This window comes from Acinetobacter sp. ANC 5045, assembly GCF_004331005.1.
In the GTDB taxonomy this organism is placed as follows: Bacteria; Pseudomonadota; Gammaproteobacteria; order Pseudomonadales; family Moraxellaceae; genus Acinetobacter; species Acinetobacter towneri.
Window position 1 is genome coordinate 14,148 of sequence record NZ_SJNS01000010.1, and the last position, 16,532, is coordinate 30,679.

19 protein-coding genes are annotated in these 16,532 nt (G+C 39.9%); 10 read left to right on the forward strand and 9 right to left on the reverse strand.

Annotated features, from left to right (window positions below):
* Positions 1 to 107 precede the first annotated feature (107 nt).
* The 4 genes from E0H79_RS09155 to E0H79_RS09170 form a co-directional block, all read right to left on the reverse strand.
* Positions 108 to 1,250: a ribonuclease D gene (locus tag E0H79_RS09155; RefSeq protein ID WP_096901447.1), complete on the reverse strand. Its 1,143-nt coding sequence runs from the start codon at positions 1,248 to 1,250 to the stop codon at positions 108 to 110.
* Between the two features lie 239 nt (positions 1,251 to 1,489).
* Positions 1,490 to 2,086 (reverse strand): recombination mediator RecR, encoded by a 597-nt coding sequence (gene recR, locus E0H79_RS09160; protein WP_004976618.1) that lies wholly within the window; start codon positions 2,084 to 2,086, stop codon positions 1,490 to 1,492.
* 10 nt (positions 2,087 to 2,096) lie between these two features.
* A complete protein-coding gene (locus E0H79_RS09165; protein WP_004976621.1) occupies positions 2,097 to 2,426 on the reverse strand; it encodes a YbaB/EbfC family nucleoid-associated protein in 330 nt (109 codons plus the stop codon).
* A 31-nt stretch (positions 2,427 to 2,457) separates the two neighbouring features.
* Complete coding sequence (locus E0H79_RS09170; protein ID WP_096901446.1) at positions 2,458 to 3,645, reverse strand: O-succinylhomoserine sulfhydrylase; 1,188 nt, start codon at positions 3,643 to 3,645, stop codon at positions 2,458 to 2,460.
* Positions 3,646 to 3,796: 151 nt separating this feature from the next.
* On the opposite strand from E0H79_RS09170, the gene E0H79_RS09175 reads away from it, so the two are divergent.
* From E0H79_RS09175 to E0H79_RS09195, 5 genes are all read left to right on the forward strand, one after another.
* A complete protein-coding gene (locus E0H79_RS09175; RefSeq protein ID WP_131261453.1) occupies positions 3,797 to 4,891 on the forward strand; it encodes an alpha/beta fold hydrolase in 1,095 nt (364 codons plus the stop codon).
* 13 nt (positions 4,892 to 4,904) lie between these two features.
* Positions 4,905 to 5,777: an NAD(P)-dependent oxidoreductase gene (locus E0H79_RS09180; RefSeq protein WP_096901444.1), complete on the forward strand. Its 873-nt coding sequence runs from the start codon at positions 4,905 to 4,907 to the stop codon at positions 5,775 to 5,777.
* Between the two features lie 85 nt (positions 5,778 to 5,862).
* Entirely contained in the window at positions 5,863 to 6,132 is a 270-nt protein-coding gene (locus E0H79_RS09185; RefSeq protein WP_004976631.1) for a YARHG domain-containing protein, read from the forward strand.
* 38 nt (positions 6,133 to 6,170) lie between these two features.
* The gene (locus E0H79_RS09190; RefSeq protein ID WP_131261454.1) at positions 6,171 to 6,584 is read left to right on the forward strand and encodes an HIT family protein; all 414 of its coding nucleotides are present in this window, start codon (positions 6,171 to 6,173) and stop codon (positions 6,582 to 6,584) included.
* 350 nt (positions 6,585 to 6,934) lie between these two features.
* Entirely contained in the window at positions 6,935 to 8,017 is a 1,083-nt protein-coding gene (locus E0H79_RS09195; protein WP_004976633.1) for a porin, read from the forward strand.
* A gap of 137 nt (positions 8,018 to 8,154) precedes the next feature.
* Here E0H79_RS09195 and E0H79_RS09200 read toward each other — a convergent pair whose 3' ends face one another.
* Positions 8,155 to 8,757, reverse strand: a complete 603-nt coding sequence (locus E0H79_RS09200; protein ID WP_004976634.1) for a YidB family protein — start codon at positions 8,755 to 8,757, stop codon at positions 8,155 to 8,157.
* A gap of 140 nt (positions 8,758 to 8,897) precedes the next feature.
* Positions 8,898 to 9,392 (reverse strand): DUF6231 family protein, encoded by a 495-nt coding sequence (locus E0H79_RS09205; protein WP_004976635.1) that lies wholly within the window; start codon positions 9,390 to 9,392, stop codon positions 8,898 to 8,900.
* A gap of 34 nt (positions 9,393 to 9,426) precedes the next feature.
* On the opposite strand from E0H79_RS09205, the gene E0H79_RS09210 reads away from it, so the two are divergent.
* Entirely contained in the window at positions 9,427 to 10,299 is an 873-nt protein-coding gene (locus tag E0H79_RS09210; RefSeq protein WP_131261455.1) for a DUF2797 domain-containing protein, read from the forward strand.
* Positions 10,300 to 10,380: 81 nt separating this feature from the next.
* Here the strand turns inward: E0H79_RS09210 and E0H79_RS09215 are convergent, their stop codons facing one another.
* The 3 genes from E0H79_RS09215 to E0H79_RS09225 form a co-directional block, all read right to left on the reverse strand.
* Positions 10,381 to 12,252, reverse strand: a complete 1,872-nt coding sequence (locus E0H79_RS09215; RefSeq protein WP_131261456.1) for a SurA N-terminal domain-containing protein — start codon at positions 12,250 to 12,252, stop codon at positions 10,381 to 10,383.
* A 131-nt stretch (positions 12,253 to 12,383) separates the two neighbouring features.
* The gene (locus tag E0H79_RS09220) at positions 12,384 to 12,656 is read right to left on the reverse strand and encodes an HU family DNA-binding protein (RefSeq protein ID WP_004976639.1); all 273 of its coding nucleotides are present in this window, start codon (positions 12,654 to 12,656) and stop codon (positions 12,384 to 12,386) included.
* Between the two features lie 223 nt (positions 12,657 to 12,879).
* On the reverse strand, positions 12,880 to 13,347 hold the full coding sequence (locus E0H79_RS09225) for a phasin family protein (RefSeq protein ID WP_004976642.1): 468 nt from the start codon (positions 13,345 to 13,347) through the stop codon (positions 12,880 to 12,882).
* Between the two features lie 195 nt (positions 13,348 to 13,542).
* On the opposite strand from E0H79_RS09225, the gene E0H79_RS09230 reads away from it, so the two are divergent.
* The 4 genes from E0H79_RS09230 to iscU all read left to right on the forward strand — a co-directional run bounded on the left by E0H79_RS09230 (position 13,543) and on the right by iscU (position 16,497).
* A complete protein-coding gene (locus tag E0H79_RS09230; protein ID WP_104851923.1) occupies positions 13,543 to 14,190 on the forward strand; it encodes a hypothetical protein in 648 nt (215 codons plus the stop codon).
* A gap of 123 nt (positions 14,191 to 14,313) precedes the next feature.
* Positions 14,314 to 14,787, forward strand: a complete 474-nt coding sequence (locus E0H79_RS09235) for an Rrf2 family transcriptional regulator (protein ID WP_004976645.1) — start codon at positions 14,314 to 14,316, stop codon at positions 14,785 to 14,787.
* Between the two features lies 1 nt (position 14,788).
* Entirely contained in the window at positions 14,789 to 16,006 is a 1,218-nt protein-coding gene (locus E0H79_RS09240; protein ID WP_004976647.1) for an IscS subfamily cysteine desulfurase, read from the forward strand.
* 104 nt (positions 16,007 to 16,110) lie between these two features.
* Positions 16,111 to 16,497: a Fe-S cluster assembly scaffold IscU gene (gene iscU, locus E0H79_RS09245; RefSeq protein ID WP_004976649.1), complete on the forward strand. Its 387-nt coding sequence runs from the start codon at positions 16,111 to 16,113 to the stop codon at positions 16,495 to 16,497.
* Positions 16,498 to 16,532 lie beyond the last annotated feature (35 nt).

The following is a 16,532-nucleotide window of genomic DNA, read 5'->3' on the forward strand; positions in this document are numbered from 1 at the left end:
CATTATTAACGCATTGGTCTATGTTTACACTCAAACAAAGAATGGCGTGAAAATTCATCCATTTTCAGGTGAAAAACGGCTTTATTTAAAATGTGGATCGGTTTGATTTATTCAGCAACTTTCATCTGACCAGACAAATAACGCTCGTCGGCATGTAAAACTTCAATTAAAGGCTTGGTGAGTAATTCATAACGCCAACCTAACAAATAGTTAGGCAAATCTTGCTCATCGTTATGAAATACCACATGCTGATAAAGCGCATTGAGCCATTTTTTACGCAGCAAAACTTCTTTTGGAATTTGAGTTTCCTGTACGGCACGTTGAATCACCTGTTCTACATTTTCGCCCACTTCTTTTGAAGAATGACGAATTGGTCGCGCCATACGTAATGGCCATTGTGATTGATCAGGCAAATATTTAATTAAATCTAAAATAGTTTTGCCATGTTCACGCACAATATGCGCACGTAAATCTTTAATAGTACTGAGCTGGAACTGATTTTTAGGATTTTTCTCGACCAAGTCCAGCATAGTAGAATTACGCAAAATAAAACTACGTGGTTGGTTTAAGGCTTTTACCATTTGCTCACGCCAAACGGCCAATTGTTGCAATTGCATGAGTTGACGGCGTGAATGACGATAGTTGCCCACATCCTGATACAACAACTCTAAAGGTGTTTCTTCACCAATTTCCTGAGTTAAATTGCGGCAATCTTCTTGTGCAAAATCCAGTAAATAATTTTGTTTTAAGTCGGTTTGTACCTTATCTGCCAATTGCATTAGATACAGCACATCATTGGCAGCATAATTTAACTGCTCATCGGACAACGGACGTGCAAGCCAGTCTGAGCGAGTTTGCCCTTTATCAATATCGACATTGAGCATGGTTTTTAAAGCGTTTTGATAACTGACTTGTAAACCATGCCCTAAAAATGACATGCCAACTTGGGTATCAAACACGTTATCTAAGTTTTTTTGCTGCGCATAATGATAAATTAAATCAATATCTTCACCGCAGGCATGAAAAATATTTTGCTGCGCTTGAAACAGTTTTTCCCAAAATGCACTTAAATTTAAAGAAGTGCCATCTAACAAATAGACCTGATCATTCACATTAATTTGGAATACACCCAATTTTGGCCATAAAGTATCGACCTTAATAAATTCGGTGTCTAAACCATAAATGCTGTTTTGGCTCATTAATGCCAAGACATTTTCAAAGTCTTTTTGTTGGTGAATAAATTGGAACATAGCGAGCAGGTAAAACAGGATTCTCTAGGGGTTCATTTTAAACATTAAATAGCATTTAGCTATAAAAATATGTCCAGTATTTTCAATTTTTATCTTATTTCTAAGTCGATACAGTGAAAATTTAAATTTTTTATCGTTTTTTTATCTTAATTTGATTTTTTATTGGCTTTAAAGGCAAGTAATCATTTTTGTGGATGATTTATCAAATGACTATTCACATGAAATAAGCACCTAAATGCTTATTTCATTCGCATCCGATTATGCACCGCCTGACTTAAAGTATGGCTATCGACATATTCAAGTTCGCCACCTTGCGGCACACCTTGCGCAATACGGGTCATCTGCACAGGCAAATGTTTGGTCGCTTCTGCCAAATAGTGCGCTGTCGCCTGACCTTCTACGGTTGCATTGGTCGCCAAAATGACTTCGGTAATGTTGCCATCACTTAAACGCTGAACCAGATATGGAATACCAATTTCGTCAGGCCCAATGCCATCTAAAGGTGATAAGTGTCCACCTAAAACATGGTATTTGCCACGAAAACTGCCGCTTTGCTCAATCGCCATGACATCGGCCGGAGATTCCACCACGCAAAGTAAGTGTGCATCACGATCATGTGAGGCGCAAATATTGCAGACTTCATCTTCCGTTAATGAGTGACAAATTGAACATTCATGAATATAGCTAGTAGCTTCGTTCAAAGCATGAGCCAAACCGACTGCACCTTCTCTATTTTTCATAATCAGGTGCAATGCCATGCGTTGAGCCGATTTTGGCCCAACACTTGGCAAAATGCGTAGCGCTTGTACCAGTTGATCAAAACGATCACTAAACATACGCCGTTCCTTAGAATAAACCAGCCAAGCCCGGTGGCAAGCCCATGCCTGAGTTTGCAGACTTCATTTTTTCTTCAGAAATTGCTTCGGCTTGACGGGCAGCATCATTCATTGCAGCGGCAATCAAATCTTCAATCATGTCTGCATCGTCTTGCAATAATTCAGGGTTGATTTCAATGCGTTTGACCACATTACGGCAGGTCATAGTCACTTTCACTAAACCACCACCTGCTTCTGCATGCACTTCAGTTTGCGCAAGTTCTTCTTTGGCTTTTTTAATGTTGTTTTCCACTTCTTTTTGCATGCGCTGTGCTTGCTGCATCAACATATTAATGTTCATAAAAATCTCCGAACAAATGATCTATTTAGTTTTAAATGAGGTCTAAACCGCGCTCGATGTCGCGAATAATATCATCAATATCTTCCAAGCCAACAGAAACACGAATTAAACCTTCGCTGATACCTGCTGCTTGTTTGGCTTCTGGGGTCATTCTGCCATGCGATGTTGTTGCAGGATGGGTAATGGTTGATTTTACATCGCCCAAATTACTGGTGATAGATAGGAAGCGTGTGTTGTCAATCACAGTCCACGCGCCTTCACGCTCGCCTTTCACCACAAAAGATACAACACCACCAAAGCCAGACTGTTGTTTTTTCGCCAACTCATGCCCCGCATGATGCGGCAGACCTGCATAATACACTTTTTCAACTTTTGGATGTGCATCTAGCCACTCGGCAAGTTTTTGTGCGCTAGCGCAATGTGCTTTCATCCGCAGGCTTAAAGTTTCTAAACCTTTTAAGAAAATCCATGCGTTAAATGGACTTAATGAGTTACCCAAAGTACGAATCACACCGTTGATTTCTTCAACCAGTTTATCTTTGCCCACCACAGCGCCGCCTAAAGCACGTCCCTGCCCATCAATATATTTGGTCGATGAGTAGATAATTAGGTCAGCACCAAATTTAATTGGTTGTTGTAAAACTGGGGTACAGAAGGTGTTATCAACTGCAAATAAAGCATTATTTGCATGTGCAATATCGGCAATGGCTTGTAAATCGCCTACTTGTGCCAATGGATTTGATGGTGTTTCAATAAATAACAAACGCGTATTTGGACGAATCGCTTGCTTCCAACTGTCTAAATCTTCTAAATCAACAAAAGTGACATCGACACCAAACTTCATCACGTATTTTTCAAATAGTGAAATGATCGAGCCAAATACAGCACGTGAACAGACTACATGATCACCCGCTTTAAGATAAGCCAAAGTGATCGCATGAACGGCCGCCATACCCGAACTTGTCGCAACCGCACGTTCTGCACCATCTAATACTGCCAAGCGTTTTTCAAAAGCCTGTACAGTTGGATTGGTATAACGTGAATAGGTATTGCCTTCAATTTCACCTGAGAATTTTGCAGCTGCATCGGCAGCATTTTCACAAACAAATGATGAAGTCAGGAAAATTGGCTCACTGTGTTCGCCTTCAATTGTACGGTTGTGTCCGGTACGAATTGCCAAAGTATCTAATTGATATTCAATGTCGTCGTGTTGACTCATCTTTACTGCTCAGCCCTAAACTTAGTCCTAAGACCTGTTTGTTAAATAATTGCCAACATTTTGAGCGCCAAGCGCATTTAAGGTCAAGGTAAAATGTATAAATATCGCTTAGACTTCATTCAAATCGGCGCCACGTGTGATGGAACACCTCATGAATCAGCTACAAAGAAAATTTAATCCGCACCGAAAAAAGCTTAAAAACCTCAGCACTCGCTTATTTAAAAGCCGTGATTTGATCTTATCTCAGACCACGCCATACGACATCGTGGCACGTTATAAGTATGCGCAGATTCGCTATTACGCTTCGCCAGATAAGCAATATAAAGAGCCGCTGGTTTTTGTTGCGCCTTTAGCAATTACCATGTCGATTTATGACTTATATCCTTATCGCTCTTTAGTGAAACATTTTCAGCATAGCGGTTTTGATGTGTATTTGGTTGATTGGGGACAATTGACCTATCAACATTGTCATTTAAATTTTATGGCTTTTATTCAGGATGCAATCCCTAATTGTATTCAACTCATTTTACAACACGCCAAAGTCGAACAAATTTCACTACATGGTTGGAGTATGGCGGGTATTTTTGCCATGCTTTATACCGCCGACCAACAAACAACTCATATTAAAAACTTGATGGTTTTGGGTAGCCCTGTAGATAGCTATGCTTCGGGGCGGGTTGGTAAACTCTTTCAACTGACCAATCAACTGATTTCTAAATATCCCAAATTGCAACATGCCTTTTATTCAGGAAAAATTCCAAAGCATTTAATTCATACACCGGGTTTAATCAATGCGATTGGTTTTAAGATTTTAGACCCTAGAGCATGGCTGGAAAGCAATAAACAGATGCTGTCGAATCTGCACGACTTACAAACCTTGCATGAAAACGCAACTTTAGCCAATTTTTTAAATAATATGATTGATTATCCGGGTGGGATTAATCAGGACATGGTATTGAATGTATGGCTGCAAAACCCACTCAAACAAGGTCATATTCAACTCAAACAACATCAGATAGACCTTAAAAATATTCATTGTTCACTTTTGGTCGGTGCGGGTGATAGCGATCAAATTGTCACTGCTGAAGCTGCTCAACCTTTATGTGAATTGACAAGTAGTACCGATGTCACGTTTACTCTTATTCCAGGTGGACATTTGGGTTTAATGTCCAGTCAAAAAAGTGCCAATGAATTCTGGCCTAAACTGACCACTTGGTTAGAACAACGATCTAGCAAAATTGCATAAAGAGAGCAAAAACATGATTCAATCTGTTGCATTTATTGGCTTAGGCGCAATGGGCTACCGCATGGCAGCCCATTTACCTAAACATTTTGATACGGTCTATGTCTGGAATCGTAACTTTGCCAAAGCCGAGCAACATGCTGCTGAATATGGCACACAAGCGGTTGAATTGGCTCAAGCGGTGCAAGCAGATATTATTTTTTCTTGCTTGCCCACCAGTACCGAAGTTGAAAACCTGATTGCACAAGTTCAACTTAAAGCAGGTTCAGTCTGGGTCGATTGCACCAGTGGCGTACCCGAAAGTGCTAAAAAATTGGTACAACAACTTGAAGCACAACAGATCGACTTTTTAGATGCACCTGTAAGCGGACAAACCATTGGTGCAGAAAATGCCACATTAACAGTCATGATTGGCGGTAAAGCTGCTGCTTTTGAAAAAGCCCTACCTGCAATTCAGGCTTTTGGTAAAGTGATTCAGCATGTGGGTGAACCTGGTGCTGGCTTTGCCGTAAAAGCGGTGAATAATATGTTAATGGCAGTGAGTTTGTGTGCTGCAGCTGAAGGTTTTACCACCTTAAAAGCACATGGCGTAAACTTAAATCAGGCCTTGCAATGCATAAATGCTTCAAGTGGTAAAAGCGCAGTAACGGAAATGATTTTGCCGCAGCGAGTACTGAATCGCGCTTTTCCAAATACTTTTGCACTCCCTTTACTGGCTAAAGACACAGGTATCGCATTAGATTTAGTCCATGAAGCAGCTTTGCCTGCACCTGTATTGGCTTTAACCCAAAGCCTGATTCAAGCAGCGAATTTAACCGCAGAAAAAGACAGTGATTTTTCCACTGCTGTGAAAATGTATGAATTATGGAGTAATATTACCCTAGAGTAAGAACTCGCCATTGAATATACAGCCATAAACCCAATAATGTGTATCAAGTGGCTAGTCACACCATCATTAAGTAGAGGAAACTCTTATGAACAAGTTTAGCATTGCCGTATTTGCAAGCCTTGCAACTTTAATTGGGGCAAGTTCAACTACTTTTGCATCTGAACAAGAATGTCAGAAACTGAAAAATGACCACGATGTTATTTATGCATCTAAAGGGTTCTGCTTCAAAGACCCAGAAGCTAAAGCACGTTTTGGTAATGACAACTGCTATACAACCAAACCTAAGTTTTCTGAAAAAGAACAACAACGTCTTGACGCAATCAAAGAACGTCAAAAAGAACTGAACTGTAAATAACCGTTCTGAAATATCAAAGCTGAATTTAAGGAATCATAATGGCTTACGATGATCAAAATATTTTTGCAAGAATTCTACGTGGCGAACTTCCTGCAATTAAAGTGTATGAAGATGACCAAGTGCTTGCTTTTATGGACATCATGCCGCAAGCCGATGGTCACACTCTCGTGATTCCTAAAACGCCTGCAGTGACTTTATTGGATTTACCCGCAGATGCAGCAGCCTATACTATTCAAATTGTGCAAAAAATTGCGAAAGCAATGGAGCAAGCTTTGGGTGTAGATGGTATCGTGTTAATGCAATTGTCTGGTGCAAGTTCAGGTCAAACTGTCCCCCACGTGCATTTTCACTTAATTCCAACATCGGTTCATCAACTTGGGAAACATGCTGCACAAATGGGCGACCAAGAAAAAATTAAAGCTCAAGCGGAAAAAATTAAAGCAGCGCTTTAAATATTTCAAAAATGTCATACAAAAAAAATGGAGCAGCTGCTCCATTTTTTTGCATTCAGCTTTCTTCATTCATTTATATCACCATTTATGACACTAAGATGTCTTTCCCTTTGCAATTAAGTTATTTATTTCACATATTTTTCTATAAATAAAAATGTAATCATTAAAAAAATGCGAATAAAAGTAAGTTTTTGATCTAATTTGTTCTTTTTAATAATTTTGAAATATCTCCTTAATATTACTGTCGCATTTGTAAGGAATACTTAGCACCAATAGAGAACAGCAGTAGATCTACCCTACTTCTGAACAATGTTTAGGACTAAAAACAATAGTCTGTATTGGAGCTACACATGAAAAAAACGCTTTGCGCATTAGCAGTTGGGGCAACCTTCTTAACACCAGCATTAGCTATGGCTGCTGATGTTAAAGTTTATGGTCGTGCACACGTATCTTTAGACTATCTTGATGATGGTAAAGACTATAACGAAGTTGGTCTTTCTTCTAACTCATCACGTTTAGGCTTCAAAGCTGAACAAAAATTAGAAAACGGCATGACTGTTTTTGGTCAAGTTGAACAAGAAGTTAACTTTGCTAGCGGTAGCCAAGATGGTAAAAGCGTAGACTTTGCTACTCGTGATACTTTCGTAGGTTTAAAAGGTGACTTTGGTCAAGTACGTGCAGGTCGTTTTGACAGCCCATTTAAAGTTGCTCGTGGTCCAGTGAACTTCTTTGGTGATATGGTTGGTGACATTCGTAACGTAACACGTGTTAGTGATAATAAGTTTGATGAACGAAATGAAAATACCGTTGAATATAAATCTCCTAAATTCGGTGGTGGTTTTAACGTACTTGCAGCTTTATCATTACATCCAAGCACTTCAATTCCCAAAGATGCAACGACCGGAGAAGGTCAGGACGACAATAAAGCTTACGATCTGGCTTTAACTTATAAAGAAGGTCCTGTTGACTTTGCAGCTGCTTATGAACGCTATGAAGAAAACTCTGCAATTGGCTCGGGTGAGCGTGATGGATTCCGTATCGCAGCAGCATACAAAATCACACCAGAACTAAACTTAGGTGGTTTATACCAATATCTTACACATGACTTGGAAGGTACTGCAACCAAATATGCTGATGCACAAGTATTTGGTGTAGCGGCAGACTATAAAGTAGCACCAAAGACTTATGTACGTGGTCAGGTATTCCACCGTGACGTTGACACCGAAGATGCAAATTCTACACTTTTAGCAGTTGGCGTGGAACATCGTTTAGACAAGGCTGTACGTGTATACGCAAACCTTGCAACCATGTTAAATGATAAAAATGCTGATCTTACTCCTTGGAAAGAAGGTCGTAGCTTTGGTAACTCCGTAAAAGGTGCTAAAGACGAAAACTCAACAGCTCTTTCTTTAGGTTTCCGTTACGACTTCTAAGTCTGAACCAAACTTAAAACATAAAAACACGCTTCGGCGTGTTTTTTGCATACTTAAAAAACCAAATAAAAACTAAGCCAACAAACTTGCCGGCTTAGTTTATTCAAGTCAGTTTTGCAAAGCTGAATTTTTCAATATTAACGCTTTAAAAATCCAGACACTAAATTCATCACTTGTTGAATATCATCATTGGCTTCTTGTTTGCTAGTTTGCTCACCTTGTGGTGTCAATGAATCAATAATTTGCGGCAATACTGCAGAAATCGCATTATAAATATCTTGCTTTGGCGCCTGAGTTTGCTGTGCGACCTGCTCTACATCGGCATCATCAAATAAACTTTGTACTTGTTCAGCACCTACATGCGCATTTTCACCTGGGCCTGTAGACACCCAATCATCCACCTGACTGGTTAAGCCTTGTCCTTTGAGTTTATCCAAAGCACCTTGCAAGCCACCCTGTTTTTGAATCCATGCCAACACCAAAGGCAAAACTGCAATCAATAAACTTTGTGTACCTGAAGCACCTGTAGCAGAACGCTGTTGTTGCCCACCTAACTGACCTAGTACCGAACCAAGAATGCCACCCAAGCCGCCTTGCGCAGATTGTTGGTTATTACCACCAAGTTGCCCCAAAACCGAACCTAAAATACCACCCAATCCGCCTTGAGATTGATTAGATTGCTGATTCGCGCCCAATGCCTGCTTTGCTAAAATTTCAACAATATTGCTTAAATTGGTCATTTTATTTTCCTCATAATGCCCTTATGACAGCATACGAAGTTTTGACTGAATTGCGCGCTTGAAATTGTTAAATTTTGCAATATCCTAAATTTATGTGAATTAATTATCATTATTAGAATTTTGTGATCGTAATTCAGCACTTACCAGCGGAATTTATCCCAATTTTCAGGGTTTGCCCAAAACTTAGAATTAAACCAATCAGGCACGTGCTTATAAGTCAAAATATTAAATTGCCATAAGCACAAATGATGCTGCTCAAAGCGATGTTCAATCAATTGCGTAAAACCAAGCGCTCTAAGCAATTGCTCATCTTCACGCGCAGCAATCACCACAATACGTTTTGCCAATAAATCACGTAGCTTCACCAAAATTTGCGAGGTGTGTTGTGGTGTCTGCGCAGCAAAATCGGCAGCATCTAAAAATACAACTGCCAAATCAAAACGTTGGGTAAAAGGCAGATTTAAAAATGCCAATGCGCTAAAATACTGCCATTGGATAGTTGGCTGCTCATCAGCCGCTTGATTGTTATACTTCGGGCTTGCTTCAATATTTTGCCCTATACACAATGCAGTAGAAATTGGCTGTTGTTGAGATAAATCATCAATTAATGCTTGAATTAAACGCATTTCAGCCATCACTGCATTCCTTCATTTTCGAGAGAGTATTCTTATGGAACTACAAGGCATTTGCCATAAAATGCACGCAGGTCTTAAGGACCATAGTGTAACTGATGAACAGGTACACAAGGCAAATGTTGAATATAAATTTATTCTAGACCGTGCAGAAATTGACCTGCCTTTTCAGCTTGGGCAAGAACTTGAACTGGAATGGACGGGCAATATTTATTGTGTTTCTTGTGGTGTGAAAACACCAAAATCCTATTCGCAAGGACATTGTTTCAAGTGTTTTAAAACCAAAGCATCTTGCGATATGTGCATCATGAAGCCTGAGACCTGTCACTATCATTTAGGTACCTGTCGTGAAGATAGTTTTGCTCAAGAAGTCTGCTTTCAACCGCACATCGTATATTTAGCCAATTCAAGTGCTTTAAAAGTGGGAATCACCCGTTTAGGTCAAATGCCAACACGTTGGCTAGATCAGGGCGCAACTCAAGCCTTGCCAATTATGAAAGTCGGCTCACGCCGTTTATCTGGGCAATTGGAAGTTATGTTTGGTACACAAGTCGCAGATAAAACCGACTGGCGCAAACTACTCAAAGGCGAAGCAGAGCCGCTAAACCTAATTGAAGTGCGTGAACAACTGATTGAAGAGTTTGCGCCTAAAATTCAGACCATTCGTGATGAGTTTAGTCAAAACCTTGAATTCAACGAAACGGTAGAGCTTTTAGATCAGGAACTTCCGCGTGAATTTGTGTACCCTGTAGAACAGTATCCTGAGAAAATTAAATCGCATAACTTAGATAAAACCCCAATCATTCGCGGCAAACTGCAAGGAATTAAAGGGCAATATTTAATCTTGGATACAGGTGTCATCAACATTCGTAAATACACAGGTTATGAGCTAAAAATTCGCGCTGAATAAATCTTGAAACTGCTTACTTAATCATTTTAGATGCACAAAAAAACCAGAAAATTTGCTGGTTTTTTTGTAGATGTTCATCACTTATTTGATTTTCGCTTTCGATTTCAAATATTGCGTATAGTCATCTAGCTCTTGTTGAGCACGTAATTGTTGATACAACTGCGCTAACTCTTTCAGTTGCTCAGGCGTTAAAGCATTCGATGTAGTATCGTTTACATTTGATACAGCTACCACCACTAATTCATTTGGTATAGATGCTGTTGTTACTGACCACATACCATCTTTAGGCGCAAGCACACTAAATGCAGCACGTTCAATTTCACGCTTTAACAAACCATCTGCACGGGTGAATGTGCCTGCATTTTCAAAACGGATTTGGTTTTTCGCCAAAACGGTCGCTGCAGGTTGAGTTTTAAAGGCATCCAACGCAGCTTGAATATCTTTTTTCGCTGCATCAAAGGCTTTTTTCTCAATCAGTTTAGCTTTTACGCGGGGTGTTGCTTCTTCTAAAGTTTGCACACCTGCGGCATGGTAATTACGCACTTTCACCCATACCACATCGCCATTGGCTAAAGTAATGTTACTCGATGCGTTGCGATCGCCATTTTTCACATCATCATTAAACAATTTAACTTTGACAGATGGCTGGCTTAAAACAGGATGCTGCGCCGCCAAAGTTAAACCATTAACAGATTCGACTTTGGCCGTTTTCACTTCTTCTGCCACAACATCTAAAGCATCACTACTCACCACCAATTCATTTAAGCTGTTGATGGTATCGGTATACGCATTTTCAGTTTTGGCTTTTTGCAACTCTGCCATTAAACGTGCTTTTTGAGTTTCAAACGCAGGGACTTGAACTGTAGCACCTTCTGTTTGAATCACATGATAGCCATATTGAGTTTTAATCGGCTGTGATACTTCACCAGATTTTAAGCTACCCACGGCTTTGTCAAAGGCATCGCCAAATACGCCTGCTTCATAACCTGCAACCTCACCACCTTTGGCTTTAGACTCAGGATCATCCGAATACTTTTGTGCAGCTGCAGTAAAGCTTGTACCTTGCTTAATTTCAGCTGCGGCTTGCTCTGCAAGTTTTTTAGCTGCGGCATCATCACGCGCATCGGTGGTGATTAAAATATGTTTCACTGTCGGTACAGCAGCACCTTTTTGAGTTTCGACAAACTTTTGATAAGCCTGTTGTAACTCTGCGTCAGTGACAGCCGTATTTGCAGGTGCAATATTGGCTGGAGTCACCACAATGTAATCGACATCAACGCTAGCAACCTGTTTAAAGGCATTGGCGTGCTGTTCATAATACGCAGCAATCTCTTGTGCATTTGTGGTGATGTTTTTCTTGTAGTCATCTAACTTAATGCTAGATAAATGCAAAGTACGTTGCTGGGTTTGTAAATTGGCAATTTGCTGAATATCAGACGGGCTAACTAAAGCATAATCGGTAAAGCTAGCACTCAGCATTTTTAACGCATGGTCTTGGCGTAAATTTGCCACAAGCGCCTGATTGGTCATGCCTACAGATTGCAGATAGTTCGCATACAAGCTTTCAGAAAACTTGCCATCTTGTTGGAAATTCGGTTGCTGTGCAATCATTTGTTCAATTTGTGCATCGCTCAAAGAAATCCCTAATTTCTCAGCTTGTTGTAATAACAAGGTACGTGCAACCAACGTATCTTTGGCTTTGTTTTGAATATAATTTTGATTCAATAGTGTTTCATCACCATTGGTATAGGCCAAGTATTGTTCTTTCAAGGAATTGGTCAGATTATCTAATTCTCGTTTTGAAATTTGCTGACCATTGACTGTTTGTGCAGTGTCTTCAGACTGACCTCCACTAAAATATCCTTCAATACCTACAAGTGCTAAAGGGGTCAAGAACAAGACGAGCAAAACTTTGCCCAACCAACCCTTAATAACTTTACGAAAAGATTCCATAAGTATTCCAATATTTTATTTGTGCGAGATTTTAACTGAAAACCCTCAACGAATGAATGCGTTGAAGCCGTTTATTGACATTATTAATAAAAAACGCGCCAATTGGCGCGCTTTCTTGGCATTTTAAAAGATTATGCTACTGAATCTTTTAAACCTTTACCCGCTTTAAAGCTTGGTACTTTGCTTGCTTTAATTTCAAGTGTAGCACCTGTTTGTGGGTTACGACCTGTGCGAGCAGCACGCTCTTTCACATTAAATGTACCAAAACCAACGAGGGTTACAGTATCACCCGCTTTAAGCGCTTCAGTAATAGAAGCAATTGTTGCGTCTAAGGCCTTACCTGCATCAGTCTTAGACAATCCCCCTTTCTCTGCAATTGCATCGATTAATTCTGATTTATTCATGAAAATTACGTCCTCTTAATATCGTTTATTTAAGGTCCAGAGATTTAATTTAAATTACCGTAACGCCTTTATAGCAATGCTTTGAGGGTAAAAGCAATACTCCCTGCACGCTTTTATGCAAAATAAATGGTAAAACGATGGAACTATTAGCCTCTATTCAGTTTTGCCCTAAAATACCCGATGTATAATAAAGCAACATACTTTAAGCCCCCTTTGCACAGAATTACTTTTTCGCGACATCTTCTTTTAATTGTTTATTTTCTTCAATCAACGCATCGACTTTGGCATGTAATTGCAGTACCAATTGCTCCAAATGTTGTAGGTCTTTTGCTGTCACCAAGCCAATTCTATTTAAAGAATGATTGACGCTATGGTCAATTAAACGCTCAACTTTATCTTTAGTATCAATGACCGACTCTTTGGCTTTTTCAGACACTTTTTCAACTGTTTGATCGGCAATTTCTGTAGTTTTAGATTCTAATTCCTCACCCACCTTGACCAGAGAGTCAAACAATTTATTGCCTTCTTCTTCTGCGCGTGAAAATGCACCTAAACCTGCTAGCCAAATTTGCTTGGTATATTTACGAAAATCGAGTGATGATTTACGTCCTGAGCGTAATTTATCTTTATTTTTCAATGTGGTTTCTGATTCAAGCAAATGCTCTTCTACGCTATCCGTCGTTTTTTCCATGAACCTCTCTCCTGCTTATTTTATGCGCACATAAATGTAATAAACCTACAAAATGCTTTCATAATAGCAAATTAAATACTTGATCGTTTTGCTAAACTGTTCTACAAAGCAAGATTATTCGCTGCGCTTCTTAGAATGTATTCTCAACGAAGCGCAAAACAAGGAATTCAACTTTAGATTTAGGGACTTGATTTTATGAGTGATTCGCAACAAAGACAAAGTAATCCACATTTGTTGCTGACCATGCTCATGATTGTGCTGGAAACAATTTTTAGCTTTATTCTAAAACATGATCGTGTGGTCGCTTTGCAGGCTAAAAAGTTTGTCGACCAGAAAATCACCATTAAAATTAATAGCTATATTCCTTATTTCGACATTTACGTGGAATTCAATCCAAACGGCATCTTATTTGACAGCAAAGCACCTGAACAAGCTGTCGATTTAGATGTGCGCACCACCCTCATAGATTTATTTAAAATCTTTATTTTAGGTAATCGTCGCAGTATTAAACACATGCGTATAGATGGTGACATTACCCTTAAAGATGAGTTTCGTGATCTAATTTTGCATTTTAGTGCACCCAAAGTTTTAGCTGACTGGAAACAATGGCTGAAAGAAGCACCGCAAGAACAAGAAGTGATTGGTTCTAAAAAGCGCATTGCCCCACTTTTAGACAAAATTGATGAACAACGCTCTAAGATCAACACCCTACAAGTTGAGCTTAAACAGCATAAAAACCGTATTCGTCGGATTGAACGTCGTCAAAAGCGCATTAACATCGCCTTTGGAGTAATAACAGTATTATTAATTACGTTATTAGTGTATAATTTATGGATCGTTTAAACGCATTAAAATATCAATAAAAACAGCGTAAATCCTTGCGCACGATATCATAATAAAATACTTGACTAATTTAGTCGGGATTCATACAATACCCATATCTAGTCTAATCATGTGTATCGAATCATGCGCTTAACAACTCGCGGTCGCTACGCAGTGACTGCTCTACTTGATTTAGCTTTGCAGCCAACTGAACAAACGATCACGCTTGCTGAAATTGCAGCCCGTCAAACTATTTCTGTTGCTTATCTTGAGCAGTTATTCGCAAAACTTAAGCGCCACGGCTTAGTGTCTAGTGTTCGCGGTGCTAACGGTGGTTACCATTTAGCACGTAGTGCAAATGAAATCACTGTGCTAGAAATCATTGAAGCCGTAAACGAAACTGTTGATGCAACGCGTTGCGACCATAAAGGCAACTGTCAAAATGGTGCAATGTGCTTGACTCACGACTTATGGCAGGAACTCTCCCATCATATTGCCGACTATCTCGCTAAAATCTCACTTGCTGATTTAGTTGCGCGTGACAACGTACAAACTGTTGCCATTCGCCAGAACACAGCACCGTTTGATTCAGCTCTGTTATCGGTTACAGGTATTTGACATGAAACGTCCAATTTATCTTGACTACGCAGCAACCACTCCTGTAGATCCTCAAGTTGCAGAACGCATGATGGAGTGCCTGACTTTTGATGGGACTTTCGGTAATGCCGCTTCTCGTTCGCACGCTTATGGCTGGCAAGCAGAAGAAAAAGTTGAATATGCACGTGAACAAGTTGCGAACTTGATCAAAGCAGACCCACGTGAAATCGTGTGGACTTCTGGTGCAACAGAATCAGATAACCTTGCACTTAAAGGCGTAGCACAATTCTATTCGTCTAAAGGCAAACACATTATTACCTCTAAAATTGAACACAAAGCCATTTTAGATACCTGCCGTGAGCTTGAATCTGAAGGTTTTGAAATCACGTACTTAGAGCCACAACCACAAACAGGTTTAATTACACCTGAAATGGTTGAAGCGGCAATTCGTCCAGACACAATTTTAGTGTCGTTGATGATGGTCAATAACGAAATTGGTACGATTACCGATGTCGCTGCAATTGGCGAAATCACCCGTGCCAAAAAAATCTTCTTCCACGTTGATGCTGCGCAAGCTGCAGGTAAGGTAGAAATTGATTTATCTACCTTAAAAGTAGACTTAATGAGCTTCTCTGCACACAAAATCTATGGCCCTAAAGGTATTGGTGCGCTATTTGTACGCCGCAGTCCACGCGTACGCTTAAAAGCACAAATGCATGGTGGCGGTCATGAGCGTGGCATGCGTTCAGGCACACTTGCAACCCACCAAATTGTAGGTATGGGCGAAGCATTTGAACTTGCAGGCAAAAACTTGGCTTCTGAACAAGCCCGTTTACGTGTATTGCGCGACAAACTTTGGAATGGCTTGAACACCATGGAACAAGTTTTCCTGAATGGTCACCCAACACTAAACGTAGCCAACTATTTAAACGTCAGCTTCAACTTTGTTGAAGGTGAATCTTTAATGATGTCTCTTAAAGATGCTGCAGTATCTTCAGGTTCTGCGTGTACTTCAGCGACTTTAGAGCCATCTTATGTATTACGTGCACTAGGTCTTTCAGACGAACTTGCACACAGCTCAATTCGTTTCAGTTTTGGTAAATACACCACTGAAGAAGATATTGATCATGTCCTAACTGTGACTAAAGCTGCTGTTGAAAAGTTACGTGAACTTTCACCGCTTTGGGATATGTATAAAGAAGGGATTGACCTTTCTAAAGTAGAATGGACTGAACACTAATTCATCCCAAATCTAATGGCTTTGACAGGAAGCCATTAGATTGATAAAGGTAATTTCACCCCCATATTTATATTAAGGCTGACCCCGAGGTTTGGAGAAGCGACATGGCTTATAGCGATAAAGTAATTGATCATTACGAAAACCCTCGTAATGTTGGCGTTTTAGACAAAAATGCTGAAAACGTTGGTACAGGTATGGTGGGCGCACCTGCATGTGGCGATGTAATGCGTCTGCAAATTCAAGTGAATGACGAAGGCGTGATTGAAGAAGCACGTTTCAAAACTTATGGTTGTGGTTCTGCCATTGCTTCTAGTTCTTTGGTTACTGAGTGGCTTAAAGGTAAAACTTTAGATGAAGCACAAGCGATCAAGAACATTGATATTGCTACCGAACTTGCCCTTCCACCAGTGAAAGTACACTGCTCTGTATTGGCAGAAGATGCAATTAAAGCTGCTGTAGAAGACTATCGCAGCAAAAAGACCAAAGCTTAATTTGCTAAGTTTTGTGGAAAAATAAACGGAGTTTT